This is a genomic window from Chitinophaga varians, assembly GCF_012641275.1.
GTDB lineage: Bacteria > Bacteroidota > Bacteroidia > Chitinophagales > Chitinophagaceae > Chitinophaga > Chitinophaga varians_A.
Genome location: NZ_JABAIA010000003.1, coordinates 867,675 through 893,805 on the forward strand (window position 1 = coordinate 867,675; position 26,131 = coordinate 893,805).

Genomic DNA, 26,131 nt, shown 5'->3' on the forward strand with positions numbered 1-26,131 from the left:
ATGACAAGAGTATTATGCCCATTACATCCATCTCAGTATGATGTATATAAAGATCAGCTGATTAATACAGAAAGCACTTATTATAACATTGGTGGTTACACGAAAATAACGGGGCGCCTTGATGTTGAAAAATTCACTGCCGTTGTGTGTTCCCTGCCTGAAGTATTTGACGCGTTCCGTATGCGTTTTGATCCCTCACAGGAGGCTTCCGGTGTATGTTTTGACGATGACTTCCGTATGGCGGACCTGGCCATGCTGGATTTTAGTGATGAAGGAAGTAGCGCCGCGCTGAAATGGATGGAGGCACGTACAAATGCGCCTTTCAGTATTAGCCAAAATAGCCTGCTGTTTGAACAACATCTCCTCAAAATATCAGAGGGTGAATACTGGTACTACTTTAAATACCATCACCTTATCACGGATGGTTTCGGTATCTCCGCCGCAAATCAGTATATCAGCAGCCAGTACAAAGCATTGATGGCGGGCAGGAAGATATCGTTTGATTATCCTTCCTACAGAGAAGAGGCCATCAGGGCAGATAGCTACTATCACAGCGATGCCTATCAAAAAGATGCTGCATACTGGAAAAACAAAATAACAGCCGTTCCCCGAAAATTATTCCAACCACGATACCAGCTGCAAACAACAGCCGGCAATAAAAGCGGTACTGTGATAACAGACCCCGATGCCGGTATGATAACGGTATTGGATTCACTGCTCGCAGAAACCGGCTGCAGTCTGCAACAGATCAGCATTGCGGCCTTAATGGTTTATTTCACCCGTACAGCCGGCGCTTTAGAATTGCTTGTTGGAACACCATTGCATAAACGCAGAAACAAACAACTGCGGAGCATCATAGGGATGTTTACCAGCATATTACCTTATAAAAGTGAATACAAACCAGACCTTACTGTCCTGGAAATGATCCGGGAGATCGCTGTTTCCCAGCGGGAAGACTACCGCCACCAGCAATATCTTATAGGAGACCTGAGCCGCCATTTTAAAATCAACGCGGCAGACGATCATCTGCTGGAAGTGGTGGTTAACTATGCGGCGCTGAACCTGGAGCTTGACCTGGGCGATAACGTACAGGCATCAACCTATGACATACCAACCGGTTATGGCAGATACCCGCTGGAGCTTTGGTGGCGGGACTATGGCAAGCAACAGCCATTGCAACTCAGAATAGATTTTAATACGCAATACTTTACTGCGGAAGATATACAGCTGCTGATAAAACGTTTGTTTTTCATCCTGCAGCAATTCAATGACCATCTGGACTGCAAGGTAGGCGATATAAACGTTGTGCCGGAAGCGGAACATCGACTACTGGATAGTTTTAACGCGACCGCCGTACCGTATGAAGATGTTACCCTGGTAGATCTGATAGCTGCACAGGCATTGCGGACGCCTGATGCGCCCGCCGTGCTGTTTGAAGAAGAAGTGCTGACATACCGGGAATTGGATAAGCGTACCAATCAGTTGGCCCATTACCTGCGCACCAAAGGCGTAGGGCCGGACGTGCTGGTGCCCGTTTGCCTGGAACGCTCTCCGGATATGATCATCAGCATAGTAGGCATCCTGAAGGCCGGCGGCGCTTATGTACCGGTAGACCCTGACTACCCGGCAGAGCGCATCCGGTTTATGATAGCCGACACATGTGCAAACCTGTTGCTAACAGATAGCCGGCAGGAAGCGGTGCTCAGGGAACTGGACATATCACCGGAGATATTGTTGCTGGATGAATCCGGGGACCTGCTGGACAGTTTCCCGTCAACAGCGGTGGATGCCGGTCTTCAGCGGCATCACCTGGCCTATGTGATATATACTTCCGGTTCCACCGGCAAGCCCAAGGGAGTGATGAATGAGCACGGAGGCATAGTAAACAGATTGCTATGGAAACAGTCCTACTTTGGTTTGAAGGAAGGAGAAGGGGTGCTGCAGAAAACCACCTTCAGTTTTGACGTATCTGTGTGGGAACTGTTATGGCCGCTGATCACCGGCGCCCGTCTGGTGTTTGCGCGCCCGCAGGGACAAAAAGACGCCGATTACCTGAAAGAAGCAATCCGGCGTTATGATATCAGCACTGTCCATTTTGTGCCGTCCATGTTGCAGGTCTTCCTGGACAGCATAGGTGATGCAGAAACGTTACCGCTCACCCGGATCATATGCAGTGGCGAAGCCCTTAAGCCGCAACAGGTGCATGATGTGCAGTTACGTATACCCGGTGCGGAGTTATATAACCTTTACGGCCCAACGGAGGCCGCGATAGACGTTACCTGCTGGCATGCTCCGCGACATTATGAAAACAATATCGTACCGATCGGTCAACCGGTATCGAACACTCAGATACACATCCTGAATGAGCATGGAGAGCTGCAGCCGGTGGGCGTTGCGGGTGAACTGCATATAGGCGGCGTCCAGGTGGCGCGCGGTTACCTGAACCGCCCTGAACTGACGGTGGAAAGATTTATAACAGATCCCTTTAACGGGTCAGGTGGCCGGCTATACAGAACGGGCGATCTGGCGCGCTGGCTTCCTGATGGCAACATCGAATACCTGGGCCGTATAGACGACCAGGTGAAGGTCCGTGGCTTCCGTGTTGAACTGGGCGAAATTGAAAATACATTGCTGCGTTATCCGGATATCCGCCAGGCGGCTGTACTGGTAAACGAAGACAGGCAGGGCAATAAACGTATCGTCGCGTACATTGTGCCGCTGAGTACGATTGATAAAGAAGCTTTAACTGCTTTCCTGAAAAACCTGCTGCCGGAATACATGGTGCCGGTATTGTTTGTGGAAATAGAAGAGGTCCCGCTTACCGTTAATGGTAAAGTAGACAGAAAAGCCCTCCCTGACCCGCATATCGAAACGCTCCAAATCAATGATTATGTTGCGCCGCGCAACGAAGTAGAAAGCATGCTGGCTGATATCTGGCAGGAACTGCTGGGTATACAACGGGTGGGCATATACGATAATTTCTTCGAGCTGGGCGGCGACTCGATCAATACTTTGCAGATCGTAAGCCGGCTGAAACGCCTTGGTTATGAGCTACAGCCCAAAGATATATTTGCGGCCCAGCATATCTCGGCATTGGCCACCATTTTGAAAAGCCGCCGGCAGCAGGCCTCGAACGCAGAGCAGGGCGTACTTGCCGGCGAAAGCGGATTGTTGCCCATACAACAATGGTATTTCGAACTGTCTGATAACGCTGCCGTCCCCTTATACCAGTATGTTATTGTAAAGATAGATAAACACTTTACCGCAACGGATGTAGACGTTGCGGTCAATCGCCTGTTACTGTGCCACGACGCACTGCGTTTCAGTTATAACAACGGAAAACAGGTCTATGGCAGTTATACCGGGAACATTGAAACACTGTCCGTACATGCGGCAGAAGAGAAAGTTATTGTGCAGCAGATCACCGATTTCTCCCGCGAGCTTTCATCCGGCCTGGATATACGAAAGGGTATATTGCTAAAGGCCGCCTTATGTGTTTCCCCAGACAAAGACAGTAATCACCTGCTGCTGGTGGTTCATCACCTGGCCGTAGATGGCATATCATGGCGTATTCTGCTGGAAGACCTGAAATTACTGCTGCAGGGTACGGCTATTCCCGATATAAAAACGGCCTCCTATCGTCAGTGGTACCAGGCATTGGAGCATTACAGCCGCCAGCCCGCGCTTCTGCAACAGCAAACATGGTGGGAACAGGTGGTACAACAGCACCGTCCACTACCGTCAGATTATACTTATACAGAGAAGATAACGGTAAAAGATATAGCTACCTTAACATGCTCCCTCGATGTTGTACGTACGCGTCAGTTATTACAGGAAGTTCCGAGGGCGTACCACACCAATAGTAATGATATCCTGCTTTGTGCGTTGCTGCTAACGCTGCATGAGTGGCGCGGCATCAGCAATGTGGTCATAGGGCTGGAAGGCCACGGAAGGGAAGACGGCATTGCAGAACTGGATATCAGCCGCACGGTAGGCTGGTTTACCAGCATTGCCCCGGTAGCATTATCATTACCGGCCGGAAAGCAGCTGGCAGATGTGTTGAAAGAAGTAAAAGAACAACTGCGCAGGACACCCGCCAAAGGGCTGGGTTACGGTGTATTGCGCTACCTGGACCAGGTACCTTCTCTACAGCATGATGCGCAATGGGATATCCTCTTTAATTATCTCGGTCAATTGGATAATGAAGTGATATTTGGTGCTTCTGCCGGCGATGAACTCGTGGTAAAAGAGAAGCTGACGCTGAACAGCGTGGTGATGGAAGGTGTGCTGCAGATGCATTGGCAGTATAGTTCCCGCCACTATAAAGAAGATAGTGTTATAGCCATCGCTGAGATCTTCCTGTCGAAATTATCCGGCCTGATCGCTCATTGTGTGGAACAGGCAGCAGTGGCACCGGTGTTTACTCCTGCTGATTACGGGCTGGAAGCGGTTATGACCAACGAAGAACTGGACCGTTTCCTGGATGCACCGTTTAATGACGCCGCGCGGCGGTCACAGTTAACAGACCTGTACCGGTTGAGCAGCTTACAGGAAGGGATGCTGTTCCATAGTCTCTATCACGAGCAGGGAGGGGCGTATATCGATCAATTCATAGCGACCGTTTCCCAGGTGGATATCTCATTGTTCCGTCAGAGTTGGGAGACGCTGCTCCGCCACCATACGGTGTTTCGTACGGCGTTCTACCACGATGTGTGCAGTGTGCCGGTGCAGGGCGTATATAAAACAGCTGTGCTGCCATTCATCCTGCTCGATCATCGTAAAACAGAAGACCAGGAGCAAGCAATACAACAATACATTGAAAACGACCGCCGCCGGGGATTCGATTTCAGCGAAGCGCCCCTGATGCGTATAACGCTGATACAGGTTGATGATAACTGTTACCGACTGGTATGGACATTTCATCATATCCTGCTGGATGGCTGGTCAGTTCCGGTTTTGCTGGAAGAATTACTGCAAACTTACGGGTCGCTGACAGCAGGCCAAACCATCGATATAAAAAGTGAGGACCGGTATGCTGAGTATATTCATTATCTCAGGCATCGTGATACCAACGCGGAAGAAAAATATTGGAAAGCATATCTGCAGGGGCTGTCCTCCCCGGGATTGCTGCCTTTTATTTCCGGAACGGTCAACCGTACCCGTAGCGCCGGTCGGTACCGGCAGCTTACATTTGAAGCGGATGCCGCGTTTATGGCGCAGATCATGCGTTACGCGCATCAACACCGTATTACGTTGAATTCGCTGGTGCAGGGCGTATGGGCGTACCTGTTATACCGATATACCGGCAGGGAACAGGTGGTTTATGGTGTTACTGTCTCCGGCAGGCCGGAAGATATGCCGGATATAGAAAAACGTGCGGGCCTGTTCATCAACACACTACCGTTATATACCACTGTTGATAACAACAGGCCTGTCGGAGAATGGTTACAGGAATTGCAGGAAAGCCAGTTGCAGAGCCGTCGTTATCAACACGTGGAGCTGGGCGATGTGCAGCGTTGGACTGGCATAGGCAGTGAATTGTTTGACACATTGCTGGTGTTTGAAAACTATCCGGTAAACAGGGTACTGACTTCGCACAAGTGGCAATTGCAGATGGATGAGCTGGTGATGAAAGAACAAACCAACTATCCATTGACCATTGTTGTGATGGCAGCGGATACCCTGCAGGTACAGTTCAGCTATAACGAAACTGTATTGGAAGGCGCCTATGTACAGGCAATCGCCCAACATACAGAACAGGTACTGCGGCAGATTGTTCTTGCCAATACCGCTACACTGCATGACGTTGACCTGATCACCGCTGCCGAGCGAACAACGTTACTGAAAGATTTTAATGCTACGGCTGCATCCTATGCGGACGTAACGCTGGTAGACCTGATAGCTGCACAGGCATTGCGGACGCCTGATGCGCCCGCCGTGCTGTTTGAAGAAGAAGTGCTGACATACCGGGAACTAGATATGCGTACCAATCAGTTGGCCCATTACCTGCGTACGAAAGGCGTAGGGCCGGACGTGCTGGTGCCCGTTTGCCTGGAACGCTCTCCTGATATGATCATCAGCATAGTAGGCATCCTCAAGGCCGGCGGCGCCTACGTACCGGTAGACCCTGACTATCCTGCAGAGCGCATCCGGTTTATGATAACCGACACGGGTGCAAACCTGTTGCTAACAGATAGCCGGCAGGAGGCGGTGCTCAGGGAACTGGACATATCACCGGAGATATTGTTGCTGGATGAATCCGGGGACCTGCTGGACAGTTTCCCGTCAACAGCGGTGGATGCCGGTCTTCAGCGCCATCACCTGGCCTATGTGATATATACTTCCGGTTCTACCGGCAAGCCCAAGGGAGTAATGAATGAGCACGGAGGCATAGTAAACAGATTGCTGTGGAAACAGTCCTACTTTGGTTTGAAGGAAGGGGAAGGGGTGCTGCAGAAAACCACCTTCAGTTTTGACGTATCTGTATGGGAACTGTTATGGCCGCTGATCACCGGCGCCCGTCTGGTGTTTGCGCGCCCTCAGGGACAAAAAGACGCCGATTACCTGAAAGAAGCAATCCGGCGTTATGATATCAGCACCGTCCATTTTGTGCCATCGATGTTGCAGGTCTTCCTGGACAGCATAGGTGATGAAGAAATATTACCGCTCACGCGGATCATATGCAGTGGCGAAGCCCTGAAGCCGCAACAGGTGCATGATGTGCAGTTACGTATACCCGGTGCGGAGTTGTATAACCTTTACGGCCCAACGGAGGCCGCAATAGACGTTACCTGCTGGCATGCTCCGCGATATTATGAAAACAATATCGTACCGATCGGTCAACCGGTATCGAACACACAGATACACATCCTGAATGAGCGCGGAGAACTGCTGCCGGTGGGCGTTGCGGGTGAACTGCATATAGGCGGCGTCCAGGTGGCGCGCGGTTACCTGAACCGCCCCGAACTGACGGCGGAAAAATTTATAACAGATCCCTTTAACGGGTCAGGTGGCCGGCTGTACAGAACGGGCGATCTGGCGCGCTGGCTTCCTGATGGCAACATCGAATACCTGGGCCGTATAGACGACCAGGTGAAGGTCCGTGGTTTCCGCATTGAGCTGGGCGAGATTGAAAGCGTACTGCAACAATGTGAACTGGTGAACCAGGCTGTGGTGTTGGCCATATCAGATGGGGCTGATACAAAGCGATTGGCGGCTTATGTGGTGCCGCAGGGCGCTTTCGACAAAGAAGGTATCCTGGCCTGGCTGAAAGCAAGACTGCCGGAATACATGGTGCCAAGATTGCTGATAGAATTAGAGGAAATCCCGCTGACCGTGAATGGGAAGGTGGACCGTAAAGCGTTATCCGGGCCCGCGGCACTGCTGCCCGAACAGGCGTACGTTGCACCGCGGAATACCACGGAAGCGAAACTGGCGGCTATATGGGAACGGCTGCTGGGTGTACAACGGATAGGCATATATGATGATTTCTTTGCCGCTGGCGGACATTCGCTGCTCTCCATGAGACTGGTGGCAGCATTACGCAAGGAAATGCAGGTAATATTGTCCGTGAACACCATCTTCAGGTATTCCACTGTTGCCCTGCTGGCCGCTTATATCCGCGAACAGGCGCAGCCCGGCGATGTTGCCGCTATCCGCGCCTTACCACGCCCTGAACGTATCCCACTTTCGTATAGCCAGCAACGTTTATGGTTCATACACCAGCTGGAAGGCAGCGTGCATTACCATATGCCGGGCGTATTAATTCTTGATGGCACGCTGAACAAGCCCGCCTTGCAATCTGCATTACAGGCTATTGTCAACAGGCATGAGGTATTGCGTACTGTAGTGGAAGAAGTCGGAGGAAATGATTACCAGCGCGTGATGGACAAAGATGCCTGGCAGTGGCAGGAAACAGATCACGCATTATCAGCAGCAGAGATTAAAGCACTGATCGACCAGCCGTTTGATCTGAAGAGAGACCATATGCTGAGGGCACATCTGATTCGTCACCACGATACCCGGCATACATTGGTGCTCACTATCCATCATATCGCCGGCGATGGCTGGTCCACAGGCATTCTCATCAAGGAACTGGAGGAATTGTATAATGCCTGTGCAACCGGCAGGGCAATACAGCTTTCTCCCATTGAAATACAATATGCGGATTATACCCTTTGGCAGCAGGAATACCTGTCCGGGGATACTATGCAGCAACAGTTGAGCTATTGGAAAAATCAATTGACGGGCACTGCGTCCCTGGACCTCCCGACAGATCATGCAAGGCCCGCTGTACAAAGCACTCGTGGCGCTGCGCGTATTTTCCAGCTGGACAGAACGCTTTATGCCGGCTTGCAGGCGCTTGCCCGCGAAGAAGGAGTGACGCTGTATATGCTGCTGCTGGCTGCTTTCAAGGTGTTATTGCACCGCTATGCCGGCCAGGAAGATATTTGTGTAGGTACGCCGGTGGCTGGAAGAACGGCTGCGGAGACAGAACCCCTTATCGGTTTCTTTACCAACACGCTCGCCCTGCGTACCAGCCTTCACCCGGGTCTTCCTTTTTCTGCCTATCTGCAACAGGTGAAGCAGATCACGCTAAACGCCTATGACAACCAGGATGTTTCTTTTGAAAAAGTAGTGGAAGCGCTGGAACTGGAAAGGGACCTGTCCAGGCATCCGTTATTCCAAGTATTGTTTACACTGGAAAACACGCCAGAGCTTAATGCGCTCCGGCTGGAAGGTTTGCAGGTCACCGGCGCTGATGTAGAGACCCATACCGCCAAATTCGATCTCACTTTTTCTGTTCGGGAAGTGCAGCAGGGTTTAAAGCTGACAGTGGAATATTGTACAGATCTTTTCGGGGAGGCGACCATCGAACGGATGGCCCGGCATTTCCGGCAGTTGCTGTATGCGGTGGCGGCCACGCCATCCGCTACAGTAGGAGCATTGCCTATGTTGGAAGCCTCCGAGCAGCAGCAGTTGTTATTTGATTTCAACAACACCGCTGCCGATTATCCTTCTGCCGCCACTATACCGGACCTTTTCAGAAAACAGGCCGCTCTTCGGCCGGAAGCGACGGCAGTAGTATTTGCGGATACTACGCTTACCTACGCCGCGCTGAATGAACGTTCTGACGCGTTGGCCTGCTATCTCCGGGATAAGGGCGTTACCACCGAAACGCTGGTGCCTGTATGTATGCACCGCGCCCCGGACATGATCGTGGTGTTGCTGGCCATCCTGAAGGCAGGCGGTGCTTATGCGCCTATAGACCCCGCTTATCCGGATGACCGTATCCGATACATCCTGTCAGACCTGGGTGGGCCGCTGCTGATCACCGTCAGCGACCACAGCACCCGGCTGGCATCGTTGCAACCGGCCCAGGAAATAGTGTGCATCGACACCCTGACGAATATTCCTGCTACCGGTGACCTCGCGTCCGTGGAACTACATGCAGACAACCTGGCGTATGTGATGTATACTTCCGGTTCTACAGGCCGTCCGAAAGGGGTGCTGGTAGAGCATCATAATGTAACCAGCCTGGTGTGTGATCCTGGTTATATCTCATTTACGCCGGCAGATGCTATCCTCTCAGCCGGGTCTGTGTCTTTTGATGCCACGACCTTTGAATACTGGGGCATGTTGCTCAATGGGGGCCGCCTGGTATTGAGCCGGGAGCATGAGCTGCTGGATGTGGCTACGTTAAAAGAAGAGTTGCAAAGCAGAGGAGTAAACAAGATGTTCTTTACGACCAGCTGGTTCAACCAACTGGTAGATACCGATATTACTGTTTTTTCGGGGTTTGAAGTGATTCTGGTAGGAGGAGAGAAGCTGTCAGAAAGCCATGTGGAAAAATTACTGACTGCATACCCATCGATAGGGGTGGGTAATGGCTATGGCCCCACGGAGAACACCACCTTCTCCCTGAGTTACCGTATCGACAGAAATAATCTGCGTGCGGTCATTCCAATCGGTTTGCCGTTGGCAAACAGAACAGCGTACATACTGGACGGTTCGCTGCAACCGGTACCCATAGGAGTGACCGGAGAATTGTATGTGGGTGGCGCCGGGGTGGCACGTGGTTACCTGAACCATCCGGAGCTGACGTCCAGCCGTTTTCTGTCATCGCCATTTGTGGCAGGAGAACGTATTTACCGGACAGGGGACCTCGCCCGCCGCGAAGCAGATGGTCTTATCACTTTCATGGGCCGTACGGACGACCAGGTGAAGATCCGCGGCTACCGCATAGAACCAGGGGAAATAGAAAACGTGTTGCAGGAGTTGGTCGGTGTAAAACAGGCATTGGTAACGGTGCGCACACATGCCGGAAGCGGAAAACAGTTGGTGGCTTACATAGTGCAGGCTGAAGATTACAACAAAGAATACATCCGGTCAGCCCTCAGAGAGCGCCTTCCGGATTATATGGTCCCCTCTTTTATCGTCGAGATGGAGGCATTCCCACTGAATGCCAACGGTAAAATAGACAGGGGGCTATTACCGTCGCCTGATCCGGGCACAGGAAGCCAACGTGTGTATACTGCCGCCTCCAGCCCGATGGAAATGCTATTGGTGGACATATGGGAGGAATTGCTAGGTGCCCGGCGTATAGGCGTTCATGATAATTTCTTTGAGCTGGGAGGCCATTCCCTGCTGGCGATGCGTGAAGCGGCAGTGTTGCGCAACCGCCTGGAGGTGGAACTTCCCATCAGGTCACTATTCCTGTACCCGACAATAGCGGAGCTGGCAGCCTATATAAGCGGGCTGTCACAACAGAACCGGTTACCTGCTATTACCGCAGGTGGGCGTCCTGACCGTATCCCACTTTCGTATAGCCAGGAACGTTTATGGTTCATTGACCAACTCAGTGGGAGCACACAGTTTCATATGCAGGCGATACTGGAGCTGAAAGGAGAGCTGGATATAGCTGCATTGGAACAGGCGCTCGGTGCTATTGTAAACAGGCATGAAGTACTACGCACTGTAATGACAACGGAAAACGGGATCGCTTTCCAACAGGTCATCCCCTCCGGCAACTGGCTGCTGGGCCGCATTGATGGGCCCTTGACAAGTACGGAAATCCACGACATTATCCATCGTCCTTTTGATCTCTCGGCAGACCATATGTTGCGGGGACATCTCATCAGCCAGTCGGAAGATACGCACATACTGGTGTTGACCCTGCATCACATTGCAGCAGATGGCTGGTCGGTAAGCATTATTGTGAAAGAACTGGTCGCCTGGTATAATAGCTATACTACAGGTACGCCCGTACAGCTTCCGGATATACCTGTACAATACGCCGATTATGCATTATGGCAAAGGAAATATCTCACCGGAAAAATACTGGAAGAAAAAGCAGCTTACTGGAAACAGCAACTGGCCGGTGTAGCGGTACTGGAATTGCCAACAGACTATCCGCGTCCTGCCGAGCAAAGCACACGCGGAACGATATATCAGTTCCACCTGAACAGGCCTTTGCTGGATGGTTTGAAGTCGCTTTCCCTGCATGAGGGCAGTACGCTGTTTATGACGCTGCTGACAGCCTTTAAGGTGTTGCTTTACCGCTACAGCGGGGAAACTGATATCTGTATAGGTACGCCTGTTGCGGGGAGAACGCACCAGGAAACTGAAAACCTGATAGGTTTCTTCATCAATACCCTTGCTCTCAGGAGTAATCTGTCAGGAGATCCGTCTTTTGTATCCCTGTTGCAGCAAGTGAAAAAAACAACCCTGAACGCCTGGGAACATCAGGAAATACCATTTGAAAAAGTAGTGGATGCAGTGGGTGTAGCCCGCAATATGAGCCATAGTCCTGTGTTCCAGGTGATGTTTGTATTGCAGAATACTCCTGATGTACCGGAAATACAGTTGGGCGCGCTGAAACTGAAAGAACAGCCTGTGGAAAGGGCAACCTCCCAGTACGACCTTACGTTATCCGTCATTGAAGACGCAACAGGGTTGACGGCCAGCCTGGAATATTGCACGGACCTGTTCCGCCCTGATACCATTAGCCGCATGGCTGCACACCTCGAAGTATTGCTCGAAGCGATTGTACAGGACCCGCATGTGAATATCGGTGCGCTGAACATACTGCCTCCTGAAGAAGAAAAAATGCTGCGGTGGCAGTTCAATGACACCGAAGCTGATTATCCCCTTCATCAGCATATCATTGATACGTTTGAACAGCAGGTATCACGCACGCCGGACGCGGTGGCGCTTGTGTATGAGTCGCAGATGCTGACCTACCGGGAGCTGGATGAGCGTTCGTCTGCGCTTGCACGTTATTTGTGCAGCAGAGGCGTACAGCCTGAGACGTTAGTGCCGTTCTGCACAGAACGTTCTCCGGAAATGATCATTGGCATATTAGGTATACTCAGGGCGGGAGCCGCTTACGTGCCTGTTGATCCGGACCACCCGGATGAACGCATCCGTTATATCCTGAAAGATACTGCTGCGGGCATCGCTGTTTGCAGTGTTGCCTGCAGGCATCGTTTGCCCGAAACAATGGAAGTAGTTTGCCTGGACGGAGTTGTCCCGCAAACGGAGGAGACGGCTGGTGTTACACTGCCGGTGTTGCGTTCCGGACAACTGGCTTATGTGATCTATACCTCAGGTTCAACCGGCAGGCCCAAGGGAGTGTTAGTGGAACATAGAGGAATTGTAAACCTCGCCTGCTCACAGCGGGACATGTTGCACATCAGGCAAGGTACGCCTGTGCTGCAGTTTGCATCATTCGGTTTTGATGGCAGCTGCTACGAAATATTCAACACATTATTGAACGGCGGCATCCTGGTACTGCCGAAAAAAGATGACCTTTTATCCGCTGAAAGCTTTACAGACCTGATACGCAGGCATCAGGTAGAAGTAGCCGCTTTGCCTCCTTCTTATCTGCATATTATCAGGGACATGCTTGGGCCACTGAAAACAATTATTTCGGTTGGCGAAGCATTTAATAAGGAAGACGGTCTGTATATCAGTGCCAAAGGTATCCGCATGCTTAACGGTTACGGGCCTACGGAAAATACAGTGACCGTGACGATAGCGCCACAGCCGGTAATAGACGACCGGGTGGTAATTGGCAAACCGATCCACAACGTACAGGTGCATATCCTGGATGAGAACGGAAGATTATGCCCTGTTGGTGTGCCGGGTGAGATCTGTGTCAGTGGCGCCGCCCTGGCCCGGGGTTATCTGAACCGTCCGGACCTGACAGCGGAAAAGTTTGTTCAAAGTCCCTATAATACAAGCTTCAGTGGCCGGATGTATAAGACGGGTGATCTTGGCAGATGGCTGGCCGATGGGAATATTGAATATGCCGGAAGGAAGGATGACCAGGTAAAGGTACGCGGGTTCAGGATTGAGCTGGGAGAAATAGAAGCGGTTTTACAGGAATGTGAATGGGTGGAGCAAGCGGCTGTTGCCGTGAAAACGGATGAGTTTAACAACAAACGCCTGGTTGCCTACATAGTGCCCCGTACCACCTTTGACCGTGATGCCATCGTTACGCATCTGAAAGCAAGGCTGCCGGAATATATGGTGCCGGGCATACTACAGCAGCTGGAGAAATTACCGGTCACCGTCAATGGGAAAGTAGACCGTAAAATGCTCCCGGACCCGGATGCCAATGAACTTTCCCATAACACCTATACAGCACCCCGCAATGAAACGGAAGCTGTGCTGGCAGGTATCTGGCAGGATCTGCTGGGCATATCACAGGTAGGTATACACGATAATTTCTTTGAGCTTGGCGGCGATTCAATTATCACCATCCAGGTGGTAAGCAGGGCTAAACGTGCCGGCTATATGCTACAGCCGCGGGACCTGTTCCGCAGCCAGACGATAGCCGCATTAGGTGAGCTGTTGCAGGAAAATACGAAACAACAGGTTACTGCCGAGCAGGGACAACTGACCGGCGCCGCCGGATTGTTGCCGGTACAGCAGTGGTACTTCGATACCAACGGCCAAAGTGGTGCACATTTTAATCAGCAGTTATTGCTGGAGATATCAAAAGATATTGCTGTTGAAAAACTGGACAAGGCCATACAACAACTGGCAGCCTACCACGATGCGCTCCGGTTCGTGTATACTCACCATGCGGCCGGCATACAACAGGAGTACGGAAATCATATAGCCGGCCTGGAAACGGTTGACCTGACTGATTTCCCGGCAAGTGAACTGGCCACGAGGATAAATACGGTGGGCAGTCAGTACCACCGGAGCCTGGACCCCGGAGCAGGGGTATTGTTCCGTGCGTTGCTGTTTCTGACAGCACCTGGAACAGCATGTAACAGGTTGTTGCTGCTGGTACACCATTTGGCCGTGGATGGCGTTTCCTGGCGTATTCTGCTCGAAGATCTGTCATTACTACTGAATGATGATGTTCATGCTTCTCCCGAAACTATTCTGGGGCCAAAGACAAGCTCCTACCGGCAGTGGCATGACGCATTGGTGGATTATGGTCAGTCGCCGCATTTAAAGCAGCAACTTCAGTATTGGGAGGGGCTCAGGCAATTCCACACGCCGCTCAGGGTAGACAGGGAAGTGAACGGGCCTGTAACCATGCAGGATACCGGTACCTGCGAGGTCCGTCTGGATGCCGTGCAAACGAGGAACCTGTTACAGGAAGTGCCTCGTGCCTACCATACAGACATTAATGATATTCTGCTGGCCGCACTCGCCGCTACGGCATGTGACTGGAACAGGAGCCGCAGCGTCATTATCGGACTGGAAGGCCATGGGCGTGAAGATATTATCTCCGGTATTGATACCAGCCGCACAGTAGGTTGGTTCACCAGTATGTATCCTGTGTTGTTACAGCCTGACAGTACATCGGATGTTGCTTCCCTTGTAAAATCAGTGAAGGAGCAGCTGCGGAAGGTGGAGGATAACGGCGTCGGATATATGGTGTTGAAATATATCAACCGTGCAGATAATCTGCAGGGAAAAGACCCGTGGGAGATCGGCTTTAATTACCTGGGGCAATCAGATAACCTGGTGAAGGAGTCCGGGTATATCAGGATGGCCAAAGAATCCGGCGGTGATGCTGTAGGAGAAGGGTTTATTCTTCATGATAAAATATTTATCAATGGCGCCGTGCAGAACGGAGAACTGATACTGCACTGGGGATATAGCAGCCTGCACTATGATGCCGCTACGATCACCGCACTGGCAGACGCCTATCTGGCGACTCTCAGGGCCATCATCAATCACTGCCTTGCGCAGGCGCATGCGTTCACCCCATCTGACTACGGCCTGGAGCGCTGGGTGGATCACAGGGAACTGGACAGTTTCCTGGACGCCGATTACAACGGAACTCCCAGAAGAAGCCAGGTGGCTGCTTTATACCGCCTCAGCGGCTTACAGGAAGGAATGCTGTTCCATAGTTTGTATGATGAAAAGGCGGGGACTTATATAGAGCAGTTTAAATGCACGTTGGAAAATGTAAACGAAGATGTATTCCTGCAATGCTGGAAATATCTGCTGCAACGTCACACCATCCTGCGCAGCGCTTTTTATTATGATGCGTTCAATGTGCCGGTACAGTGTGTGTATCACCACGTGACGCTGCCGGTGACAGTACTTGAGGGGCGACAGGCTTCGCAGTTGCGGGCTATTGAAGAAGCTGATCTGCGGCAGGGATTCGATCTCGGCATTGCGCCACTGATGCGGATTACGCTTGTCCGCCTCGGTGAAGGCCGCTACCGTTTGTTATGGACTTCCCACCACCTGCTGCTGGATGGCTGGTCCTTCCCGGTGCTGGTACAGGAGCTGCTGGAGGTATACGGGGCTTTGCTCAATGGAGAACAGCCTGTAGTGGTACCTGAAGACAGGTATGAAGACTATATCCGTTTCATTTACCGGCAGGATAAAGCCGCTGAAGAACAATACTGGCGCAATTACATGCGGCATCAGACGGAAGGCACGTTGCTGCCTTTCATCGATGCGGCGCAGAGCACCAAAGGGATCGGTATATTCAGGGAAGCCGAAGTAAGCCTGGATGCCGCGGTCACTGCCGCGTTGTCGCGATATGCGCAACAACAGCGTATTACTCCCAATACAGTTATGCAGGGCGTGTGGGCGTTCCTGTTATATAAGTACATCGGAAGCCGGCACGTGACATATGGCATCACCGTGTCTGGCCGGCCGGAATCCTTGCAGGGCATAGAGCAACGGGTAGGTATGTATATCAATACAGTACCGTTGCATGTGGCGGTCAGCGGAGAGCGGGAGATCAGCGCCTGGCTGCAGGAATTGCAGGTGGACCAGCTGAACAGCAGAGAGTACCAGTATGCCCCGTTGAATGACGTGCAACGGCTCACCGGTATTACCGGGGATATGTTTGACAGCGCCCTGGCATTTCAGAACTATCCCGTGAGCGATGTGCTGGCATCACAGAACTGGGCTTTACGGATCAGCGAAGTAATGGCAGACCCCATATCCAATTACCCGCTGACCATCATCGTGACAATGGGTGAAAATACCCGGTTGTCGTTCAACTATAACAGTGACCTGCTCAGTGATGATGACGCGTTCCGCATTGCGGGCCATTTTAAACAGGCATTGCTGCAAATTATTTATAAAACCGCAACGCACCTTGACGACATCAGCATATTGGCCCCTGCGGAAAAAAGCCAGCTGCTGTATGGTTTTAATGCCACTGCCGTAGATTATCCGGCCACTGCCACTATACCGGACCTTTTCAGGATACAGGCGGCACAACGGCCGGATGCCACTGCCGTGGCGTTTGAAGACACCACGCTTACCTATGCTGAGCTGGATGAACGTTCAGACGCGCTGGCCCATTATCTCCAAAGTAAGGGCGTTACTATTGAAACACTGGTGCCGGTATGTATGCACCGCTCGCCAGACATGATGGTGGTGTTGCTGGCCATCCTGAAGGCCGGCGGCGCTTATGCGCCGATAGATCCGGACTATCCGGACGACCGTGTCAGCTATATCCTGTCTGACCTGGGAGGCCCGCTGCTGATCACTAACAACAGAAACAAGGGACGGTTCAATGCGCTGCGGCCGCAACAGGAAGTACTCTGCATAGATACGCTGACAGATTTTTCGTCACCGTCGGGTGCTCCTGCTGTTGCTATACGTGCAGATAACCTGGCGTATGTGATGTACACGTCCGGATCTACCGGTCGCCCGAAAGGCGTGCTGGTGGAACACCGGAACGTAACAAGTTTGATATATGACCAGAACTATATCACATTTGAGCCAACCGATGCTATCCTGTCGGCAGGATCGGTTTCCTTTGACGCCACCACCTTTGAATACTGGGGTATGTTGTTGAACGGCGGCAAGCTGGTGCTGCGCCGCGAACATGATCTGCTGGACGTGGCAGTGTTGAAAGAAGAGCTGCAAAACAAAGGAGTTACTAAAATGTTCTTCACCACCAGCTGGTTCAATCAACTGGTAGATACCGATATCACGGTGTTTGAGGGAATGAAGGCGATACTGGTAGGAGGAGAGAAGCTGTCGGAAAAACATGCGGAGAAACTACATACGGCTTATCCTGCCATTGCGTTGAGCAATATCTATGGACCTACAGAGAACACTACCTTCTCACTGAGCTATCGCATAGATTTGCATGGCCTGCGGGCAGTTACCCCGATAGGAGTACCGTTGAGCAACAGGACTGCGTATGTGCTTGACCGTTTGATGCAGCCGGTGCCTGTGGGGGTAACGGGAGAACTGTATGTGGGCGGCTCCGGCGTGGCGCGTGGTTATCTGAATAACGAAGAGCAGACTGCCGCGAGGTTCCTGACAGACCCGTTCCTCGAAGGAGAACGTATTTACCGGACAGGAGACCTGGCCCGCCGGGAAGCGGATGGCAATATCACCTTCATGGGCCGTGCAGATGATCAGGTGAAGATCCGTGGTCACCGCATAGAGCCCGGAGAAATAGAAAGTGTACTGCATCAGTGCCCGTTGGTGAAACAGGCTTTTGTAATGGCTGTTTCAGATGCGGTGCATCAGCATAAACACCTGGCAGCATACATCGTTCCCCAGCACACATTTGACAGGGCGAGCATCCTGGAATACCTTAAAGAACACCTTCCGGACTATATGGTGCCATCTTTCCTCATAGAGATGGAGTCCCTGCCACTGAATGCCAACGGGAAAATTGATAAAAAGGCATTACCTGCACCGGAAAAAGAGACACCCGGCACTGCTTCTTTTGTGGCGCCGCGTAATGCGCTGGAAGAAGCGCTGACAGGCATCTGGCAGGAATTGCTCAGTGTGCCACAGGTAGGGATATACGATAATTTCTTTGAATTGGGTGGCGATTCCATTATTGTGATCCAGATGGTCAGCCGTATACGGCGTGCCGGCTTTGAACTGAAGGTAGGCGACATTTTTGAGAATCAGACGATTGAAAAAATTTCAGCACATTATTATTCACAGGAAGGAGCGACCAGTAACGCTGAACAGGGCACCCTGACCAGCAGTAGCGGCTTATTGCCGATACAGCAGTGGTATTTCGAAAATGTAGCCGATACGCAGATACCCTTTAACCAAAGCGTTCTGCTGGATATAGATAAGTCCATTACCGCCACAGCTCTCGACACAGCGATCAAACAGCTGCACCGGCATCATGACGCGCTGCGGTTTACCTTTAAAAAAGGCGGGCCTGCATGGGAACAGATGTACGGTACCCATGAAGGGCAGGTTATGGTAACGGATTTGCGTGATCTTTCGCCAGAAGAGCTGCCGGCAGCCATCAGGGACATACATGATAACAGCCAGTACAGTCTTGATATTACCCGGGGCATACTATGTAATGCCGTATTTATACAAACCCCTGCTGAAATAAGTGGGAACAGGTTGCTGTTAACTATTCACCACCTCGTAATAGACGGTGTGTCCTGGCGTATCCTGCTGGAGGACCTGGCGCTATTGCTGCAAGGCGGCGATATAGGCACGAAGAGCAGTTCCTGCAGGGAATGGTACCAGGCACTTACGAATTACAGCGGCAGCAGACGGCTGCTGGACCAGCAGTCTTACTGGACACAAACCGTGAAGCGGAACATATCGTTACGTACCGATAAAACCACCGGTGCGCCGGTTACCGCAGCTGATATGAAGGGCCATACGGTCCGCCTGGATGCCCATCGTACCAGACAGTTGTTGCAGGACGTCCCGCAGGCATATCATACAGTGATCAACGATCTGCTGCTGGCGGCGCTGGCATACACGCTGTCAGAATGGAACAACAACGGCCAGGTGATGATAGGATTGGAAGGGCACGGCCGCGAGAATATTAATGACGCCGTAGACACCAGTCGCACGATTGGTTGGTTTACCAGCCTGTTCCCGGTACTGCTGGAAGTGGACAACAACAGCTCGTATGAACAGCTGTTGAAAGACGTGAAGGAACAGCTGCGTAAAATAGCAGATAAAGGACTTGGCTACGGTGTACTGAAATATATCAACAGACTGGAACCCTTGCAGGAAAAGGACCCGTGGCAGGTGGTGTTCAACTATCTGGGCCAGTCGGACAATATTGTTGAAAGGGAGAGCTTCCTGCGTATTGCAGGTGAGTCGCTGGAAACAGCTGCCGGCGGGGATTTTCCGGTACAGCATCTGTTGGCAGTGAATGCCGTGGTACAGGGCGGGGAGCTCATATTGCAATGGGGGTACAGCCGGCGTCATTTTGAAGCGGACAGTATTCATCACCTGGCAGAGAAATATTGCCGGTGCCTGGAAGCATTGATAGATCAATGTTTATCGGTAAAAGCCCCTGTATTTACCCCCGCAGACTATGACCTGGGAGACGTTATCAGCAACAGAGAGCTGGACAGCTTCCTGGACACGCCTTACCAGGATGCCACCAGGCGCCGGTATGTGAGCGGTATGAGCAGACTTAGCAGCCTGCAGGAAGGGATGTTGTTCCATAACCTGTTCGACGAAGGCGTGGGCGCTTATATCGACCAGTTTGCCTGTGAGTTGACAGGTGTGCAGCCAGATCTGTTCCGGCAAGCCTGGAATGAAGTACTGCTCCGTCATAGTATTCTGCGTACCGCTTTTTACAGTGAAGCCTTCAGTGTCCCTGTACAATGTGTATACAACGATATTCGTATACCGGTAACAGTTATTGACTACCGGCATTTGACCGCCGGAGAGCAGGAGGATGCTGTGGCGGCCTTCAGCGCGGCAGACAGGGCCAAAGGCTTTGACTTCGCCGCACCGCCGTTAATGCGCCTCACCTTGTTGCAGCTCAGCGATGAGAAATACAGACTGCAATGGACGTTTCACCATATTCTGCTGGATGGCTGGTCCATTCCGGTATTGATGGAGGCATTGCTGCAAACCTATGAGGCGCTGGCGACCGGCAGACAGCCGGTGGCTGTGGCAGAAGACCGCTATGAGGATTATATACGTTACCTGCACCGCAGGGACAGACAGACCGAAGAAGTATGGTGGAAGGAGTATTTATCGGGCCTCCAGGAAGGTTGCCTGTTGCCGTTTATTGGCACTACCGCAGCCAGGAATAAGGGTACCGGTGAATACAGGGAACATGTCATCTACATGGAAAGTGCTGCTGCCGAGCGTTTCGCCCAACAGTTCCATATCACCCAGAACACCCTGATGCAGGGTTTATGGGCCTTCCTGCTGTACCGCTATACCGGTAGCAGGCAGGTGGCCTACGGCGTGACAGTGTCCGGCCGTCCGGCTGAACTGGAAGGAGTGGAACAGCGGGTAGGACTTTACATCAACACTCTGCCGCTGCACACGGCGATAGACGATGGGCAGGAAATTGTGCCGTGGCTGCAGGAACTTCAGGCCAAACAAACACAGGTTCGCAGTTATCAGTACACTTCCCTCATAGACATACAACGGTGGGCAGGCATCCCCGGTGATCTCTTTGATACGTTGCTGGTATTTGAGAACTACCCTGTGAACCATTTGCTGGCCGGACAGCCCTGGAAGCTGAAAGCAGCTAATGTAGAGATGAATGAGCAGACCAATTATCCGCTTAGTATGGCCATCTCCACCGGTGAAAAGATAACAGTACGCTTCAGTTATAATGCCTCCCTGCTGGACGATAGCTATGTAAATGCCATTGCAGGCCATTTTGAACAGGTGTTTGCACAAATAGTAACGCAGGAGGCAAGTCACATCGGCGCATTGAACTGTATCACCCCGTCAGAAAAAATACAACTCACTGACACGTTCAACGATACAATAAAAGATTACCCGGCAGACAGCAACCTGGTAGAGCTGGTGCGCAAGCAGGCTGTCGCCAGGCCTGACGCCATTGCGGTAATAATGGATGGGCAACGCCTGTCATATGCTCAGCTGGAAGAGCAGTCCAACCGCTTGGCTCATTACCTGCGCGAACTGGGGGTTACAACAGATACGCTGGTACCGATATGCCTGGAACGTTCACCGGAAATGATCATTTCCATACTGGGCATTATGAAGGCGGGCGGTGCTTACGTGCCTATGGATATCGATTACCCTGCTGACAGGATACAGTATATCCTGGACGATACCACTGCCGGGATAGTGATAACCAGTAAAAACGGGAAACATAATATTCCCGGAGGGCTCCCGGTTATCTTTATAGATGCTGACGGAGAGAAGATCAGCGGATATCCTGCGGGACCGCTGCCACATACGGTAGCTCCGCATGACCTGGCGTATGTTATTTATACTTCGGGGTCTACCGGCCGCCCCAAAGGCGTTATGGTAGAACATGCAGGCATGCTTAATCACCTCTATGCCAAAATAAATGACCTGCAGATTACTGATACATCGGTGGTCGCTTACACCGCTTCACCCACATTCGATATTTCTGTCTGGCAAATGATGTCGGCATTGCTGACAGGCGGCGCTACCGCCATCTACAACGAGGAAACAGTATTACAGCCAACGACGCTGCTGCAGTCAATTGACCGCGACGGAGTAACTATATGGGAAGTGGTGCCGTCTTACCTCGGAGCACTGCTGCAGGAGCAGGCCACGGCCGCATTGCAACAACTGCAATACCTGCTGGTGACCGGGGAAGTACTGCCACGGCATATACTGGCGCAGTGGTTCGAGCATCCGCTGTATGGGCATATTCCGGTTGTAAATGCCTATGGACCTACAGAAGCGTCCGATGATATTTGCCATCATATTATGCATCAGACACCGGAGAGCCTGAATGTGCCACTCGGTAAGCCTTTGCAGAATATGCATATATACATACTGGACTACCAGAACAACTTATGCCCTGTAGGTGTGCCGGGAGAGATATGCGTGTCCGGCATTTGCGTGGCACGTGGTTATCTCAACCAGGCTTCGTTGACGGCCAGACGTTTTGTGGCGGACCCCTTCCGTCCGGGCGTGCGGATGTACCGTACCGGAGACGTTGGCCGCTGGCTGCCTGACGGTACTGTTGAATACAGGGGCCGTGCTGATGATCAGGTGAAAGTAAGAGGATATCGTATTGAGCTGGGTGAAATCGAAAATGTATTACAGCAATATCCCGGTATCAAACAAGCCGTGGTGCTGGTGAAGGATACGGCCACCGGCAAACAGCTGGTCGGCTACATCGTCTGCCACAGCACATTTGACAGAGATGGCGTTTCCGCTTATCTTAAAGCACAGCTGCCTGCATATATGGTACCTGCTATTTGGATAGCGTTGGACAGTTTCCCGCTTACTGCCAATGGCAAAATAGACAAACAGGCATTACCTGCTCCCGATGCATCCTGGCGGGCTGACAACTACATAGCCCCCCGCAATGAAAGAGAACGGTTGCTGGCAGGCATTTGGAGCGAGTTGCTGAACATTGAGGCCGTGGGCATCCACGACAACTTCTTTGAGATCGGCGGACATTCCCTGCTGGCCATGCGCCTGACAGCTGCCCTGCGGAAATATGAACAGCTGGACATCCCCGTCAGACAGATATTCGAACATCCCACTATTGCCGGGCTCTCCGTGTATATGGCCGGATTGACAAAAGAAACGTTGCCGCCGGTAACGAAGACGCCGGCCTACCCGCAGCACCTCCCGCTTTCGTATAGCCAGGAACGTTTATGGTTCATTGACCAGCTTGAAGGAAGCGTGCAGTACCACATGCCCGCCATCCTGCGCATGGAAGGGGTATTGGACAGGAAGGCGCTGTGGAATGCCTTGCAGACGATTGTCAATCGCCACGAGGTGTTACGCACGGTCATCCGCACATCCGGCGGGCAGCCTTATCAGCACATCCTTGAGAAAGATAAATGGGACTGGACGGTCATCACCGGCGATTATGACGTGGACGCACTGATACGCGTGCCGTTCAACCTGTCGGCTGATTATATGTTGCGCGCCCACCTGGTACAGGAAGGGAAAGAAACACACATACTGGTGTTGACGCTGCATCATATTGCCGCAGATGGTTGGTCTGTAAGGGTCATCGTAAATGAATTGACAGCTTTGTACAAGGCATATAGCGCGGCAGAAAAACCATTACTGCCGGCATTGGAAGTCCAGTACGCAGATTACGCCATCTGGCAACGCAACTATGTCTCTGGTAAAGTACTGGAAAGAAAACTTGATTACTGGAAAGGTAAATTAACCGGAACTACGCCGCTCCAGCTGTCAACAGATTATCCCTATCCCGCGGTACAGACGGGCAGGGGGGCCTCCAGCCATTTTCATCTCAGCAAGGAGATGGCTGATGCATTGCAGGGTTTTTCACAGCAACAGGGTGTTACGCTCTTTATGACATTGCTCGCCGCTTTCAAGGTGTTGTTATATCATTACAGCGGACAGGAGGATATATGTGTAGGCACTCCTGTAGCCGACAGAACGCAACTGGAAACAGAAAACCTGATCGGCTTTTTTGTGAACACACTGGCACTCAGAAGCAACCTGGCGCATAACCCGGCTTTCACGGAGCTGCTGCAACAAGTGAAGCAAACCACTTTGGATGCCTATGATCACCAGGACGCACCTTTTGAGAAAGTGGTGGAAGTGGCCGTAAAAGAGCATGACAGGAGCCGCAGCCCTCTCTTCCAGGTGATGATGGCGTTACAGAACATGCCGGAAGCGTCTATACTGGAGCTGGAAGACCTCCGCCTTTTACCGGTGAGCGCTGAACAGACCACCTCCAGGTTTGACCTTACATTTATCTTGTCTGTAACATCACAGGGGCTGGAAGGTAATATTGAATACAGTACCGACCTCTTTAACGGTAATACGATCAACCGCATGGCAGCTCATTTTGAGCAATTGTTGACAGATATCCTCAGGGCGCCTGCAACGCCGGTAGCTTTGTTGTCCGTATTGTCGCCGACGGAAACGCATACCATAACAGTTGACTTTAATGATATACCTGCCAGTTATACTTTAGAGCCGGACAAAACGGCCATGGACCTCTTTGCTGCATGCGTAGCGAACGCGCCGGATGCACCGGCCGTGCTGCAAGGAGATAGCATGCTGACATATAAAGCGCTGGATGAGCGGTCTTCACAGCTTGCCCGTTACCTGCAGGATAAAGGAGTGGCAGCAGAAACTTTAGTGCCGGTATTTATTAACCGTACACCGGAAATGATCATCGCGGTCATGGGCATTCTGAAAGCTGGCGGAGCTTTTGTGCCTGTTGATCCGGAATATCCTGCGGAGCGTGTTCAGTATATGTTGTCCGATACAGGGGCTACATTACTGATAAGCAACCGCGCTACCATACAGCGTTTGCAGGTGGAACAGCAGCCGGATGTTATCCTGCTGGATGATGAACAGCATATTATTGATGCTTATCCTCTCACCCAACCTGCTACCTGCCCTTCCCCAGATCAACTGGCTTACGTGATCTACACGTCCGGTTCCACTGGTCGCCCCAAAGGGGTCATGGTAGAGCACAGAGGCGTATATAACCTCGTGCAGAGCCAACGGGACGCACTGCATTTACGCCCTGGCATGAGGTCATTACAGTTTGCTTCTTTCAGCTTTGATGCGGCCTGTTATGAGATATTCAACACCCTGACGAGCGGAGGTACGCTGGTATTGCCAGAGGAAGAAGACCTGTTGTCAGTCGCGCGTTTCGCTTCATTACTGGAACGGCAGCACGTGGAACTGGTGACGTTGCCGCCTTCTTATCAGCGCGTTGTAAAAGATGTGCTCGGACCGGTGAAAACGGTGGTGTCCGCAGGTGAAGCCTTGCGGGTGGAAGACGCCCGTCATATGATGAAAAAGGGTGTCCGCGTGGTGAATGCCTATGGACCGACTGAGAATACCGTGTGTTCTACGCTCACCGGCGACCCGGTACGACCGGATAACACGGTGGTGATAGGACGGCCTGTTGCCAATGTGCAGGTATATGTTCTTAATGCCTGGGGTGGTCTGTGCCCGATAGGTGTAAAAGGAGAGATATGCGTATCCGGCCCGGGCCTGGCGCGCGGCTACCTGCACCGTCCTGACCTCACAGCAGCCGGTTTTGTCACTACGCCATCCGGTTATAGGATCTACAAAACAGGCGATGTGGGCAGATGGTTGCCCGATGGTAACATCGAATACCTCGGAAGGGCCGATGAACAGGTGAAGGTGCGTGGTTATCGTATCGAGCTGGAAGAAATTGAGAACGTAATAGAAGAACACAGCGAAGTAAGCCAGGCGGTGGTGCTGGTCCAGCCCACTGACCAGCATGATAAAATGCTGACCGGCTATATCGTCCGCCAAGGCAGTATAGACCAGGAAGGCCTGTTGTCCTGGCTAAGGACCAGGTTGCCGCAATACATGGTCCCTGCCATGCTGACGTTCCTTGATGAGCTGCCGCTGACGCCCAGCGGGAAAATAGATAAGAAAGCCCTTTTACGGTTAGACCTTGGTATTGCGCGTACGAAGGAATATGTAGCGCCTGCCGGCGAAACAGAACAAACACTTGCCACGATGTGGGAAGCGCTGCTCAACGTGCAACGTATAGGCGTTAACGATAATTTCTTCGAGATTGGCGGACATTCCCTGTTGGCGATGCGTGTTCTTGCGGCTGTGCAGGAGACTTATGGCGTAACGCTTCCGGTAAGCACATTCTTCCAGCTGCCTACTATCAGCGCGCTGGCGGTACATATCCAGGTAAACCGGCAGGACGTGCAGCTGAATAAGGCAGATACCAGGTCTATCAATTTGTAAAGAATAAATTATTACA

Annotated in this window: 1 protein-coding gene; it reads left to right on the top strand. The window is 51.9% G+C overall.

The features are described 5' to 3' along the window. Positions 1-26,115: a non-ribosomal peptide synthase/polyketide synthase gene (locus tag HGH92_RS26700; RefSeq protein ID WP_168873868.1), complete on the top strand. Its 26,115-nt coding sequence runs from the start codon at positions 1-3 to the stop codon at positions 26,113-26,115. The last annotated feature ends 16 nt before the right edge of the window (positions 26,116-26,131 follow it).

What these genes read in the sequence shown, in the direction of transcription:
- HGH92_RS26700 (WP_168873868.1), top strand. Translation starts at nt 1, where the DNA reads ATGACAAGAGTATTATGCCCATTACATCCATCTCAGTATGATGTATAT.